The sequence below is a fragment of the Bradyrhizobium sp. USDA 4486 genome, assembly GCF_054057995.1.
On record NZ_JBSRZV010000001.1, the window covers coordinates 1,502,232 to 1,517,290 of the forward strand.

At 63.4% G+C, this 15,059-nt stretch carries 9 protein-coding genes; all 9 read left to right on the forward strand.

Annotated elements, in window-relative coordinates:
* Positions 1–1,474 precede the first annotated feature (1,474 nt).
* The 9 genes from secE (at position 1,475) to rpoC (ending at position 15,026) form a co-directional block, all read left to right on the forward strand.
* Complete coding sequence (gene secE, locus ACVWY3_RS07310) at positions 1,475–1,666, forward strand: preprotein translocase subunit SecE (protein ID WP_456837863.1); 192 nt, start codon at positions 1,475–1,477, stop codon at positions 1,664–1,666.
* Positions 1,666–2,223, forward strand: a complete 558-nt coding sequence (gene nusG / locus ACVWY3_RS07315) for a transcription termination/antitermination protein NusG (protein ID WP_456837864.1) — start codon at positions 1,666–1,668, stop codon at positions 2,221–2,223. Before secE ends, nusG begins: the two co-directional genes overlap by 1 nt.
* Positions 2,224–2,356: 133 nt before the next feature.
* Positions 2,357–2,785 (forward strand): 50S ribosomal protein L11, encoded by a 429-nt coding sequence (gene rplK, locus ACVWY3_RS07320; protein WP_011088164.1) that lies wholly within the window; start codon positions 2,357–2,359, stop codon positions 2,783–2,785.
* Positions 2,786–2,791: 6 nt separating this feature from the next.
* On the forward strand, positions 2,792–3,484 hold the full coding sequence (gene rplA, locus ACVWY3_RS07325; protein ID WP_456837865.1) for a 50S ribosomal protein L1: 693 nt from the start codon (positions 2,792–2,794) through the stop codon (positions 3,482–3,484).
* Between the two features lie 90 nt (positions 3,485–3,574).
* The gene (locus tag ACVWY3_RS07330; protein ID WP_456837866.1) at positions 3,575–4,528 is read left to right on the forward strand and encodes a 2-hydroxyacid dehydrogenase; all 954 of its coding nucleotides are present in this window, start codon (positions 3,575–3,577) and stop codon (positions 4,526–4,528) included.
* A gap of 583 nt (positions 4,529–5,111) precedes the next feature.
* Positions 5,112–5,630 carry a 50S ribosomal protein L10 gene (gene rplJ / locus ACVWY3_RS07335; RefSeq protein ID WP_456837867.1) on the forward strand — a complete coding sequence of 173 codons (519 nt, stop codon included), beginning with the start codon at positions 5,112–5,114 and terminating at the stop codon, positions 5,628–5,630.
* Between the two features lie 54 nt (positions 5,631–5,684).
* The gene (gene rplL, locus ACVWY3_RS07340; RefSeq protein ID WP_235545606.1) at positions 5,685–6,065 is read left to right on the forward strand and encodes a 50S ribosomal protein L7/L12; all 381 of its coding nucleotides are present in this window, start codon (positions 5,685–5,687) and stop codon (positions 6,063–6,065) included.
* Between the two features lie 515 nt (positions 6,066–6,580).
* A complete protein-coding gene (rpoB, locus tag ACVWY3_RS07345; RefSeq protein ID WP_456837868.1) occupies positions 6,581–10,699 on the forward strand; it encodes a DNA-directed RNA polymerase subunit beta in 4,119 nt (1,372 codons plus the stop codon).
* Between the two features lie 130 nt (positions 10,700–10,829).
* Positions 10,830–15,026: a DNA-directed RNA polymerase subunit beta' gene (gene rpoC, locus ACVWY3_RS07350; protein WP_456837869.1), complete on the forward strand. Its 4,197-nt coding sequence runs from the start codon at positions 10,830–10,832 to the stop codon at positions 15,024–15,026.
* Positions 15,027–15,059: the final 33 nt, after the last annotated feature.

Below are 15,059 nucleotides of genomic sequence, written 5' to 3' on the forward strand. Positions count from 1 at the left end.
ATCCGAATTGGCTGGGGCTCCGAACGCGCGCGAGCCACTGCGCCTCGTGGGTGTGGAAAAGCTCCGAGGGCGGCGGTCCATATAGAGGGGCTAACGGATCCGCAGGGCTCACGGGGTTATGAGCGCGTGCCCGTGCCGCCAATTTTTGAGCACGTGCCCGTTCCAACACTCATGGCGCTTTTGGGCGAAGCCAATCGAGGCCATGACAATTAAGGCTACGATGACAGACACGGCTACGAGTTATGCGTCATTGACGGATCTCGTATCGGTCGCAGCGAGGATCGCCGCGCTTCACCAGAGTGATCTCCTGGAGGTTGTATTTTAGTTCACAGTGCAAGAGCCCATACTCCGACAAATACGGGTATGGTGCGCGCCAACAGAGATTGACGCCCGCCGGAACCTCTTGCGGATACCCGCGTATCGTGTAGGTGCACACCTCGCGGAGGCTAGGATCTGCCCTTCCGGACGTCTCGGCTCTGCCTTGAGCTGCCTCTTGTGCATGAGCCTGGAATAGCGAAGCCAATGCTAAGAATGCCACCAAAACGGCGCGCATTTTGTTTCCTCTTGGTTTCAAAAGGCGCCCTCAAATTGCGACCACCAGGTTAATCATACGCTCCCGCCCCATTTGAGCCGCCAGGCCGCTTCGATACTGCACGCGATAACGGCCCCGGCGCGCGAGGCTGGCGGACACGCCGGAGCCGTTCGTCCCCGTGCGCTCCGCCGCGCGCAAAGCCACTGTATAGGGAAGGAGCGGCAAAGTGAGATGCACTCCGGGAGTAACCCATGAGGCCATCTCAATGACCTTGACGGCGGACTCATCGTCAGAGTCTGATCGGCGCCATGGGGCAGCACCAGCACGACATCGACGAGCTCGCGCGCATGGAGCGGCTTTGCCTTGCGCTGGCCGACGACAGCACCTTACCGCTGGAGCGCGCCGCTCTAGTCGAGATGCCGGCAACTACCGGGCCGAGGCTGCTCAGGGCGAGGGGAAGATTCTGGGGACCCGAACCCGGACCCGAAGCCGAAAGTACAGGACCGAACCAGACGGACAGGGCGGATTGTGGGTCGGGCAGGGTGGCCTGTTACGCAAAGTAACAGGGCGGCACCGGATGGTGCGATGCCGCTCGGTCTCCAAAACCGCGGGTCGCAGGTTCGAGCCCTGCCACTCCTGCCAGCTTAGGCAGCCAATCAGGATAAAGCCAGGTCGGGTAACCCATTGATCCCGATCAGGTCCGCGCACGGTTGCCGCGGTCATCGGGTTCGGCCACACCTTGACCTTTGGCCCCATCCGCAGTATCTACCCGGCACTCGCAGCCGGCCCGTTGAGATGCGGATATCCGGCGCGGCTTTAAATCCCCGAACAATCGAGCCCGGTTTCCGGCTCATCCTTCGCGACAGAGGGCTGGGTCAACGGCGGCTGTTCGGGTCCCCGAAATTCATGCGCGTCTGGCGACGGACGTTGGACATTCAAACGATGGCAGTCAGCCCGTTCAAGTTCTTGCAGGAAGTGCGCTCGGAGACTGCCAAGGTCACCTGGCCGACCCGTCGTGAGACCACGATCACCACCATCATGGTGTTCGTGATGGTCGCCGTGGCCGCCGTCTTCTTCTTCGCCGCCGACCAGATCATCCGCTACCTCATCACCTTCCTCTTGGGCATTCACTGATGGCAACAGCAGCCGCAACCCAATCGTCCGACAAGCGCTGGTACATCGTCCACGCCTATTCGAATTTCGAGAAGAAGGTCGCCGAATCGATCCGCGAGCAGGCCAAGCAGCGCGGGCTTGAGGATTTGTTCGAGCTGGTGCTGGTTCCGACGGAGAAGGTCACGGAAGTGCGCCGCGGCCGCAAGATCGACGCCGAACGCAAGTTCTTCCCGGGCTACGTGCTGGTGAAGATGAAGCTGACCGACGAGGCGTTTCATCTGATCAAGAACACGCCGAAGGTGACGGGCTTCCTCGGCGCGGAAAACAAGCCGATGCCGATTTCGGAAGCCGAGGCGATGCGCATTCTGCACCAGGTGCAGGAGGGCGTGGAACGGCCGAAGGCGTCGGTGTCGTTCGAGATCGGCGAGAACGTCCGCGTGGCCGACGGCCCGTTCGCCTCGTTCTCGGGCGTGGTCGAGGAAATCGACGAGGCGCGCTCGCGCGTGAAGGTCGCAGTGTCGATCTTCGGCCGCGCAACGCCCGTCGAGCTGGAATTCGGTCAGGTCGAGAAGGTCTGATCGAGTAACGCGCGAGACTGAAGAGCTTCGCGCGAAGAGAGGCCGTGGGAGGGAGAGAGCGGTTGCCAGCCGCATCCGACCCAGACCACGAACCTGAAACCGCCGGCCACGGCCGGCACAACAGGAGTGATACATGGCAAAGAAAGTGACCGGATACCTGAAGCTTCAGGTCCCGGCCGGTGCGGCGAATCCCTCGCCCCCGATCGGTCCCGCGCTCGGTCAGCGCGGTCTCAACATCATGGAGTTCTGCAAGGCGTTCAACGCCCAGACCCAGAAGGAAGAGAAGAACACCCCGATCCCGGTGATCATCACCATCTATGCGGACCGTTCCTTCACCTTCGAGATGAAGACGCCGCCGATGTCCTACTTCCTCAAGCAGGCCGCCAAGATCCAGTCCGGCTCGAAGGCGCCGGGCCGTGACAAGGCCGGCAAGGTGACCAAGGCGCAGGTGCGCGAGATCGCCGAGAAGAAGATGAAGGACTTGAATTGCGACACCATCGAATCGGCCATGAAGATGGTCGAGGGCTCCGCCCGTTCGATGGGTCTGGAAGTTGCGGGGTAAGCGGTCATGGCAATCGGAAAGCGTTTGAACAAAGCCCGCGAAGGCATTGACCGCGAAAAGCTTTACCCGCTCGCGGACGCCATCAAGATGGTCAAGGAGCGCGCGAAAGCGAAGTTCGACGAGACCATCGAGGTCGCGATCAATCTCGGCGTCGATCCGCGTCACGCCGACCAGATGGTCCGCGGCGTCGTGACCCTGCCGAACGGCACCGGCCGTACGCTCCGCGTCGGCGTGTTCGCCCGCGGCGCCAAGGCCGATGAAGCCAAAGCCGCCGGTGCCGACGTCGTCGGCGCCGAGGATCTGGTCGAGAAGGTGCAGAACGGCACGATCGATTTCGACCGCTGCATCGCCACCCCCGACATGATGCCGCTGGTCGGCCGTCTCGGTAAGGTGCTGGGCCCGCGCGGCCTGATGCCGAACCCGAAGATCGGTACCGTGACCATGGACGTCACCGGTGCGGTGAAGGGTGCCAAGGGCGGCTCGGTCGAGTTCCGCGTCGAGAAGGCCGGCATCCTGCAGGCCGGCGTCGGCAAGGCCTCGTTCTCCGAGGAGAAGCTGGTCGAGAACATCAAGGCTCTGGCCGATGCCGTCTCGAAGGCGAAGCCGGCCGGCTCGAAGGGCACCTACATCCAGCGCGTTGCGGTGTCCTCGACGATGGGTCCGGGCGTGAAGGTCGAGCCGGCCACCATTCTCGGCTGAGGTTTGGAAATTGTATGAGGCGAGGGGCGGAATCGGGCGACCGATTCCGCCCCTCGTCGTTTGTGGCGGCGCTGACCGGAAACAACAACAATGGCTGACAAGGTCCTGATCTACTCGCGCTTTCCCAAGACGATGATGGCGCGCTTCGCTGAACAGTTCGAGCTGCTCGACACCGGTGGCAGGCCCGCGCACGAGGTGTTTCCCGCCGACGAGCTCGGCGACGTCCGCGCGATGCTGACCGCTGGCGGCTCGCCGCTCGGCGCGAAGGCGATGGACCGGTTTCCGAAGCTCGGCGCCATCATCTGCTACGGCACCGGCTATGATGGCGTCGACCTGAAGGCGGCGGCTAGCCGCAACATCGCGGTCGGCCACAGCCCGGGCGCCAACGCCGCCTCGGTTGCCGACATCGCGATGACCCTGATGCTGGCGACGACGCGCAGGATCCTGGTCGCCGACCAATATGTCCGTAGCGGCGACTGGGCGGCGTCAAAGCAGTCGCCGATGATGCGGCCCCAGGCCGGCATGCCCGGCCGCCGGATCGGCGTCTACGGCATGGGCGAGATCGGCCGCAAGATCGCCGCGCGCTGCGCCGCCTTCGAGAGCGAAATCGGCTATTTCAGCCGGACCCAATACGATCTGCCCTATCATTATTTCCCCTCGCTGCAGGCGCTCGCCGACTGGTGCAGCGTGCTGATGATCGCAGTCCGGGCAGGGGCGGAGACGCAGCACGTCGTGGGCGCGGATATCCTGAAGCGCCTCGGCGCGGACGGCTATGTCGTCAACGTCTCCCGCGGCTCTGTCATTGACGAGAAGGCCCTGGTCGCGGCGCTCACCGACAAGACCATCGCCGGCGCCGGCCTCGACGTCTTCGAGGAGGAGCCGCACGCACCCGACGCGCTGACCGCGCTGCCCAACGTGGTGCTCGCCCCGCATATCGGCGGCCACACCCTGGACTCGCACGTTGCCATGCAGAACTGCGTGCTCGCGAACCTCACCGCATTCTTCGCGGGCAAGCCGCTGCCTTATGCGGTCAAATCGGCCTGAATCGGCCCTTGTCGGCCCGGATCAAGCCTCGCCGGCATCGGATCGCAACTGGTGTGAATTTGGCCTTGGCAAGCCGGCAGAGAGCGGTTAAAGAACCGCCTCCGGACGTGCCGGCCTCGGCTGGCGCGTTCGTGCATGCATTCCGAAAACCCGACACGGCAGGAGATCATTCCTTTTCAGGACGTCCGTCAGGATTTGCCCGAAGAGGAAGGAAAAGCTGTCGGCCGGTAGGGATGCGGGCAGAGGTCGGGCGGTTCGCCGGCTGACCTTGTCCTGTCCAAGACTGCAGGCGCCTGCGGGGAATTTCGATTTCTCAACGGCTTAATCGCATGGCCTGCATAGACGGGTGAAGACCGGATTTCACTTCGCACCCAGCTTTAAGGGCTGGCTTTGCGAAACGGGTCTGGTTCGGACCTCGACACGCCGTGGACCTCTAAGGGGTTCCCGGAGGGCAGGCTTTGAATTGTCGTCTTGCCCGGCGTGTCCTGGGGGATTTGGCCCCGAGGTTCAGGTTTGGGCGGGACGATGGGTGCAACCCGGCGGTCCCGCTGTCGCGATGACCGCCAACCGGAGAGAGCTTGCTGTGGAACGAGCGGCAAAAAAGGAAGCGGTCGAACAGCTCCATGAGGTCTTCAAGACCACGGGCGTCGCGATCGTTGCTCAATATTCCGGCCTCACCGTCGCCCAGATGCAGACTCTGCGCAAGCAGATGCGGCAGGCTGGCGCATCGGTGAAGGTCTCGAAGAACCGTCTCGCCAAAATTGCTCTTGAAGGCACTGACGTCGTTGCCATCGGCCCCATGCTGAAGGGACCGACCGTGATCGCGACTTCGAACGATCCGGTAGCGGCGCCGAAGGTCGCCATCGACTTCGCCAAGGCGAACGAAAAGTTCGTCATCGTCGGCGGATCGATGGGCAAGACCGTCCTGAATGTCGACGGCGTGAAGGCGCTTGCCTCGCTGCCGTCGCTTGACGAACTGCGCGGCAAGATCGTCGGCCTCATCGTGGCCCCGGCGACCAAGCTGGCCCAGCTCGCCAACGCGCCCGCGGGCAAGCTCGCGCGCGTCATCCAGGCTCATGCCTCAAAGGGCGAAGCGGCCTGACGCCCTTCGCAAAACTCAAACCCGAACCAGACACATACGTAAGGAAACTGAACAATGGCTGACTTGCAGAAGATCGTTGACGACCTCTCGAGCCTCACCGTGCTCGAAGCCGCTGAGCTGGCGAAGCTCCTCGAAGAGAAGTGGGGCGTTTCGGCTGCCGCGGCTGTCGCCGTGGCCGGCCCGGCCGGTGCTGGCGGCGGCGCTGCCGCTCCGGCGGAAGAGAAGACCGAGTTCACGGTCGTTCTCGCCTCTGCCGGCGAGAAGAAGATCGAGGTCATCAAGGAAGTCCGCGCCATCACCGGTCTCGGCCTCAAGGAAGCAAAGGACCTCGTCGAGGGTGCTCCGAAGCCGCTGAAGGAAGGCGTGAACAAGGAAGAAGCCGAGAAGATCAAGGCCCAGATCGAGAAGGCTGGCGCCAAGGTCGAGCTCAAGTAACGCAATTTACTTCAGCGAAATCCCGGGCTCGCGAAGCGAGGCCCGGGACCTCGTCCCAAGATCGTGGATGGCCGGGCCAAGCCCGGCCATGACGATCGGAAAGACGAGGCGGATGCAAAAGGCGTGCGACGGAACGATCCGACGCAGGCCGAACACGAAAAAGTGTGGGGATTTACGGGTTTAACCCTCGAATCTGCACTATTGTCGCCCCATATCGGGTCGGCAGCACGAAAGCGCGGTGGGCAGGGAGGCCGGATTTCCCTGTAAGCCGTTGGGAGAGCAGGCTATTTCGGGCTTTTGCAGTCCGTGAAGACGATCGTTGTGACGGGCGGGCGCGCAGCAGCGCCCCGCGCGTCGTTTTGCGTTTTGAAGGTCTGAAGAACAGATTCAGGACATTCCCGCCTGAAACTGAGTTTCCGGCCCCCAAAACGGGTTCGAAAAATTCAACCCGGAAAGCGGTGGCAGCCGCGTTCCGGACGGCGCGCCCAGAGCGGGCGACGAAATGAGAGGCCACGATGGCGCAGCAGACATTCACCGGTCGCAAACGCGTTCGCAAGTTCTTCGGACACATCAAGGAAGTCGCCGAGATGCCGAACCTCATCGAGGTTCAGAAGGCGTCCTATGACCAATTCCTGATGGTCGATGAACCCACTGGCGGCCGTCTCGACGAGGGTCTGCAGGCAGTGTTCCGCTCGGTGTTCCCGATCTCGGATTTCTCGGGCACCTCGATGCTGGAGTTCGTCCGCTACGAGTTCGAGCAGCCGAAATATGACGTCGACGAGTGCCGCCAGCGCGGCATGACCTTCGCGGCTCCCCTCAAGGTGACGCTGCGCCTCATCGTGTTCGATATCGACGAGGAAACCGGTGCGAAGTCGGTCAAGGACATCAAGGAGCAGGACGTCTACATGGGCGACATCCCGCTCATGACGATGAACGGCACCTTCATCGTCAACGGCACCGAGCGCGTCATCGTCTCGCAGATGCACCGTTCGCCCGGCGTGTTCTTCGACCACGACAAGGGCAAGACCCATTCGTCGGGCAAGCTGCTGTTCGCCGCCCGCGTGATCCCGTATCGCGGCTCCTGGCTCGACATCGAGTTCGACGCCAAGGACATCGTCTATGCGCGTATCGACCGTCGCCGCAAGATTCCGGTGACGTCGCTGATGTTCGCCCTCGGCCTCGACGGCGAAGCGATCCTGTCCACGTTCTACAAGAAGATCCTCTACAAGCGGACCAAGGACGGCTGGCGCGTTCCGTTCGACGCCAACCGTTTCCGCGGCTACTCGACCGTCAACGACCTGATCGACGCCGACACCGGCAAGGTCGTGCTCGAGGCCGGCAAGAAGCTCACCGTCCGTGCCGCCCGCCAGCTCCAGGAGAAGGGGCTGAAGGCGCTGCGCATGGCCGATGAGGAGCTGGTCGGCAACTACGTCGCCGAGGACCTCGTCAACCCGAAGACGGGTGAGATCCATGCGGAAGCCGGTGAGGAGATCACCGACAAGCTGATGAAGGCGCTCAACGAGCAGGGCTACAAGGAGCTGCCGCTGCTCGACATCGACCACGTCAATGTCGGCCCCTACATCCGCAACACCCTCTCGGCCGACAAGAACATGACGCGCGAGGACGCGCTGTTCGACATCTACCGCGTGATGCGTCCGGGCGAGCCGCCGACGCTGGAATCGGCGCAGGCCATGTTCCAGTCGCTGTTCTTCGACGCCGAGCGCTATGATCTCTCCGCGGTCGGCCGCGTCAAGATGAACATGCGCCTCGACCTCGATGCGCCCGATACCCAGCGCACGCTGCGCAAGGAAGACATCCTCGCGGTCATCAAGACCCTGGTGGACCTGCGCGATGGCAAGGGCGAGATCGACGACATCGACCATCTCGGCAACCGCCGTGTGCGCTCGGTCGGCGAGCTCATGGAGAACCAGTACCGCATCGGCCTGCTGCGCATGGAGCGCGCGATCAAGGAGCGCATGTCCTCGGTCGACATCGACACGGTCATGCCGCAGGACCTGATCAACGCGAAGCCCGCGGCTGCCGCCGTGCGCGAGTTCTTCGGCTCCTCGCAGCTCTCGCAGTTCATGGACCAGACCAACCCGCTCTCGGAGATCACCCACAAGCGTCGTCTCTCGGCGCTTGGACCGGGCGGTCTGACCCGCGAGCGCGCCGGCTTCGAAGTCCGCGACGTGCATCCGACCCATTACGGCCGTATCTGCCCGATCGAGACGCCGGAAGGTCCGAACATCGGCCTCATCAACTCGCTTGCGACCTTCGCGCGCGTGAACAAGTACGGCTTCGTCGAGACGCCGTACCGCAAGGTCAAGGACGGTCGCGTCACCGACGAGGTCGTGTACCTCTCGGCGATGGAAGAGGGCCGCTACACGGTCGCGCAGGCCAACGTGCCGCTCGACCCGAAGGGCCGCTTCACCGAAGACCTCGTGGTCTGCCGTCACGCCGGCGAAGTCTTGCCGGTGACCCCGGACAAGGTCGACTACATGGACGTGTCGCCGAAGCAGCTCGTTTCGGTCGCCGCGGCGCTGATCCCGTTCCTCGAGAACGACGACGCCAACCGCGCGCTGATGGGCTCGAACATGCAGCGCCAGGCGGTGCCGCTGGTTCGCGCCGAGGCGCCGTTCGTCGGAACCGGCATGGAAGGCGTAGTTGCGCGAGACTCGGGTGCCGCGATCGCGGCGCGCCGTTCGGGCGTGATCGACCAGATCGACGCCACTCGCGTCGTCATCCGCGCCACGGAAGACCTCGATCCGACCAAGTCGGGCGTCGATATCTACCGTCTGATGAAGTACCAGCGCTCGAACCAGTCGACCTGCATCAACCAGCGTCCGCTGGTGAAGGTCGGCGACGTCGTCAAGAAGGGCGACATCATCGCCGACGGTCCGTCGACCGATCTCGGCGAGCTCGCTCTGGGGCGCAACGTGCTGGTCGCGTTCATGCCGTGGAACGGCTACAACTTCGAAGACTCGATCCTGCTCTCCGAGCGGATTGTGAAGGAAGACGTCTTCACCTCGATCCATATCGAGGAGTTCGAGGTGATGGCCCGCGACACCAAGCTCGGACCTGAGGAAATCACCCGCGACATTCCGAACGTCTCGGAAGAAGCGCTGAAGAACCTCGACGAAGCCGGTATCGTCTACATCGGCGCGGAAGTGCGCGCCGGCGACATCCTGGTCGGCAAGATCACGCCGAAGGGCGAAAGCCCGATGACGCCGGAAGAGAAGCTGCTGCGCGCCATCTTCGGCGAAAAGGCCTCCGACGTCCGCGACACCTCACTGCGCGTGCCTCCGGGCGTGCAGGGCACGATCGTGGAAGTGCGCGTGTTCAACCGTCATGGCGTCGACAAGGACGAGCGTGCGCTGGCGATCGAACGGGAAGAGATCGAGCGTCTGGCCAAGGACCGCGACGACGAGCAGGCGATCCTGGACCGCAACGTCTACAACCGTCTTGCCGAGTTGCTCGAGGGACGGCAGGGCATTGCGGGCCCGAAGGGCTTCAAGAAGGACACCAAGATCACCCGTGCGGTGCTCGAGGAGTACCCGAAGTCGCAGTGGTGGCTGTTCGCTTCGCCGAACGACAAGCTGATGGCCGAGATCGAGGCCATGCGGAAGCAGTACGACGAGTCGAAGAAGGGGCTTGAACAGCGCTTCCTCGACAAGGTCGAGAAGCTCCAGCGCGGTGACGAATTGCCGCCCGGCGTGATGAAGATGGTCAAGGTCTTCGTCGCGGTGAAGCGCAAGATCCAGCCCGGCGACAAGATGGCCGGCCGCCACGGCAACAAGGGCGTGGTGTCGAAGATCGTGCCGATCGAGGACATGCCGTTCCTCGAAGACGGCACGCACGCCGACATCGTGCTCAACCCGCTGGGCGTGCCCTCGCGCATGAACGTCGGACAGATCCTCGAGACCCATCTCGGCTGGGCCTGCGCCGGCCTCGGCAAGCGTATCGGCCAGACGGTCGATGCCTACCTGTCGAAGCAGGACATCAAGCCGCTGAAGGAAACCTTGAAGAAGGTCTACGGCGAGGACGAGACCATCAAGACGCTCAACGACAACGAGCTGCTTGAACTCGGCCATAACCTCAGCCGCGGCGTGCCGATCGCAACCCCGGTGTTCGATGGCGCCAAGGAAGCCGACATCGAGGAGATGCTGAAGCTGGCCGGTCTCGACGCTTCGGGTCAGTCGACCGTCTATGACGGCCGCACCGGGGATGCTTTCGATCGCAAGGTGACGGTCGGCTACATCTACATGCTCAAGCTGCACCATCTGGTCGACGACAAGATCCATGCGCGTTCGATCGGTCCGTACTCGCTCGTCACCCAGCAGCCGCTGGGCGGCAAGGCGCAGTTCGGTGGCCAGCGCTTCGGCGAAATGGAGGTGTGGGCGCTCGAGGCTTACGGCGCGGCCTACACGCTCCAGGAGATGCTGACGGTGAAGTCGGACGACGTCGCCGGCCGCACCAAGGTGTACGAGGCGATCGTGCGCGGCGACGACACGTTCGAGGCCGGTATTCCGGAATCGTTCAACGTGCTGGTCAAGGAAATGCGCTCGCTCGGCCTCAACGTCGACCTGCACAACTCCAAGATGGGACCGGCGCCGACGTCGGAAGCGGCCGAGTAATTCGACCTTTCATGCCCGGCCTTCGACGGCCGGGCATCGGCGCCCGGCCTGAGGCCTTGAGGGCAGGGCGCCCTGCACGAGTGATTTTCGAATTTGCGGCCGGAGGCGACCGGCACGCGAGGAGAAGACGATGAACCAAGAAATTATGAATCTCTTCAACCCGACGACGCCGGCTCAGGTCTTCGACCAGATCCGGATCTCGATCGCGTCTCCAGAGAAGATTCTGTCCTGGTCCTACGGCGAGATCAAGAAGCCGGAGACCATCAACTACCGTACCTTCAAGCCCGAGCGCGACGGCCTGTTCTGCGCCCGCATCTTCGGGCCGATCAAGGACTACGAGTGCTTGTGCGGCAAGTACAAGCGCATGAAGTACAAGGGCATCATCTGCGAGAAGTGCTCGGTCGAGGTCACGCTGTCGCGCGTCCGGCGCGAGCGCATGGGCCATATCGAGCTCGCCGCGCCCGTCGCCCACATCTGGTTCCTGAAGTCGCTGCCCTCGCGCATCGGCCTGCTGCTGGACATGACGCTGAAGGATCTCGAGCGGATCCTCTACTTCGAATACTACGTGGTGCTCGAGCCGGGTCTCACCGCGCTCAAGGACCGTCAGCTGCTGTCGGAAGACGAGTATCTGAAGGCGCAGGACGAGTACGGCCAGGACAGCTTCACCGCCATGATCGGCGCAGAAGCGATCCGCGAGCTGCTCAAGGGCATGGACCTCGAGAAGCTCGAGGCTTCGCTGCGCGTCGAGATGCAGGAGACCGACTCCGACATCAAGCACAAGAAGCTCGCCAAGCGCCTGAAGATCGTCGAAGCGTTCCGCCACTCCGGCAACAAGCCGGAATGGATGATCATGACCGTGGTTCCGGTGATTCCGCCGGATCTGCGTCCGCTGGTGCCGCTCGACGGCGGCCGCTTCGCGACCTCTGATCTCAACGACCTCTACCGCCGCGTCATCAACCGCAACAACCGCCTGAAGCGGCTGATGGAGCTGCGTGCGCCCGACATCATCATCCGCAACGAGAAGCGCATGCTTCAGGAAGCGGTCGATGCGCTGTTCGACAACGGCCGCCGCGGCCGCGTCATCACCGGCGCCAACAAGCGTCCGCTGAAGTCACTCGCCGACATGCTCAAGGGCAAGCAGGGCCGCTTCCGTCAGAACCTGCTCGGCAAGCGCGTCGACTATTCGGGCCGTTCGGTGATCGTGGTCGGTCCCGAGCTGCGCCTGCATCAGTGCGGCCTGCCGAAGAAGATGGCGCTTGAGCTGTTCAAGCCGTTCATCTATTCGCGGCTCGACGCCAAGGGCCTGTCCACCACCGTGAAGCAGGCCAAGAAGCTGGTCGAGAAGGAGCGGCCCGAGGTCTGGGACATCCTGGACGAGGTGATCCGCGAGCATCCGGTGCTGCTGAACCGTGCCCCGACGCTGCATCGCCTCGGCATCCAGGCGTTCGAGCCCGTGCTGATCGAAGGCAAGGCGATCCAGCTTCACCCGCTGGTCTGCTCGGCGTTCAACGCCGACTTCGACGGTGACCAGATGGCCGTGCACGTCCCGCTGTCGCTCGAGGCGCAGCTGGAAGCGCGCGTCCTGATGATGTCGACCAACAACATCCTGCATCCGGCGAACGGTCAGCCGATCATCGTGCCGTCGCAGGACATCGTGCTCGGTCTCTACTACGTCTCGATCATGCGTGAAGGCCTCCCCGGCGAGGGCAAGGCGTTCGGCGACATGGCCGAGCTCGAGCACGCGCTGCACGCGAAGGTCATCCACCTCCACACCAAGATCAAGTACCGGTGGGAAGGCATGGACGAGTCCGGCAAGGTCTCCAAGCGCTGGATCGAGACCACCGCCGGCCGCGTCATGCTCGGCAACCTGCTGCCGAAGAACCCGCGCGTCACGTACGAGATCATCAACAAGCTGATGACCAAGCGCGAGATCTCGGGCGTCATCGACCAGGTCTACCGCCATTGCGGCCAGAAGGAGACGGTGATCTTCTGCGACCGCATCATGGCGCTCGGCTTCTACAACGCGTTCAAGGCCGGCATCTCGTTCGGCAAGGACGACATGGTCGTGCCGCACGGCAAGTGGAAGATCGTCGACACCACCCGTACGCTGGCGAAGGATTTCGAGCAGCAGTACAACGACGGCCTGATCACCCATGGCGAGAAGTACAACAAGGTTGTCGACGCCTGGTCGAAGGCCACGGAAGAAATCGCCAAGGCGATGATGAAGGAAATCTCCGCCACCAAGAAGACGGCGAGCGGAGCCGATGCCGACATCAACTCGATCTACATGATGGCCCACTCCGGTGCCCGCGGTTCGCCGGCCCAGATGCGCCAGCTCGCCGGCATGCGCGGCCTGATGGCCAAGCCGTCGGGTGAGATCATCGAGACGCCGATCATCTCGAACTTCAAGGAAGGCCTCTCGGTGCTCGAGTACTTCAACTCGACCCACGGCGCCCGCAAGGGCCTCGCGGACACCGCGTTGAAGACCGCGAACTCGGGCTACCTGACCCGCCGTCTCGTCGACGTCGCGCAGGACTGCATCATCACGCAGAGCGACTGCGGTACCAAGCTCGGCATCAAGATGCGCGCCATCGTCGATGCGGGCACCGTGGTCGCCTCGCTCGGCTCGCGCATCCTCGGACGCACGGCCTGCGAGGATATCCGTGACAGCTCGGGCAAGGTGATCATCAAGCGCGACACGCTGATGGAAGAGAGCCATCTGGAAGCCATCCAGCAGGGTGGCGTGCAGGAGGTGAAGATCCGTTCGGCTCTGACCTGCGAACTCGTCAACGGCATCTGCGGCAAGTGCTACGGCCGCGACCTCGCCCGCGGCACGCCGGTCAATCACGGTGAAGCCGTCGGCGTCATCGCGGCGCAGTCGATCGGCGAGCCGGGCACCCAGCTGACCATGCGCACCTTCCACATCGGTGGTGCGGCGCAGCTCAACGAGCAGTCGTTCGTCGAAGCCAATTTCGACGGCAAGATCGTGATCCGGAACAAGTCCATCGCCCGCAACAGCGAAGGTCACCTGATCGCGATGGTACGCAACATGGTGGTGGCGATCGTCGATGCCGACGGCACCGAGCGTGCGACGCACCGCGTCCAGTACGGCTCGCGCCTGCACGTCGACGAGGGCGACAACGTCAAGCGCGGCCAGCGTATCGTCGAGTGGGATCCCTACACCCGTCCGCTCCTCACCGAAGTCGAAGGTACGATCGGCTTCGAGGACCTGGTCGAGGGGCAGTCGATCTCGGAAACGCTCGACGAGGCCACCGGCATCGCCAAGCGCGTGGTCATCGACTGGCGCTCGACCCGCGGCGGCTCGGACCTGCGTCCGGCCATCGTGGTCAAGGGCAAGGACGGCAAGGTGCTCAAGCTCCCCCGTGGCGGCGATGCCCGCTACATGCTGTCGGTCGACGCCATTCTCTCGGTCGACGTCGGCGCCAAGGTCAATCCGGGCGACATCCTCGCGCGTGTCTCGACCGAAAGCGCCAAGACGCGTGACATCACCGGCGGTCTGCCGCGGGTGGCGGAGCTGTTCGAGGCACGGCGTCCGAAGGATGCGGCGATCATCGCCGAAATCGCGGGCACCATCCGGTTCGGACGCGACTACAAGAACAAGCGTCGCATCTCGATCGAGCCGATGGACAAGACCGAGGAACCGCGCGAGTACCTGATCCCGAAGGGCAAGCACATCCACCTTCAGGACGGCGACGTCGTCGAAAAGGGCGACTTCATCGTGGAAGGCAACCCGGCGCCGCACGACATTCTTGCGGTCAAGGGCATCGAGGAGCTTGCGGCCTATCTGGTCAACGAGATCCAGGAGGTCTACCGGCTCCAGGGCGTGCTCATCAACGACAAGCACATCGAGGTGATTGTCCGTCAGATGCTCCAGAAGGTGGAAGTCACCGACCAGGGCGATACGGACATGATCTCCGGCGAGCAGGTCGACAAGATCGAGTTCGACGCGCTCAACGAGAAGGCCAAGGAAGAGGGCAAGAAGCCCGCCACGGGTACGCCGGTTCTGCTCGGCATCACCAAGGCGAGCCTGCAGACCCGCTCCTTCTTCTCGGCGGCCTCGTTCCAGGAGACCACCCGCGTCCTCACCGAGGCGGCGGTCAACGGCAAGATCGATCCGCTCGAGGGCCTCAAGGAGAACGTCATCGTCGGCCGGCTGATCCCGGCGGGCACCGGCGCGTCCATGGCCAAGATCCGCGAGGTCGCGATGAAGCGCGACAAGCTGATCCTGGACGAGCGCGAGAAGCAGGCAGCTGTGGTGTCGCCCGCGCCGGAGGCCGAGCTTCCTGCGCTGCCGCCTGCGGAATGATCGTTCACCCGTAAGAATACCGAGGACAATGAA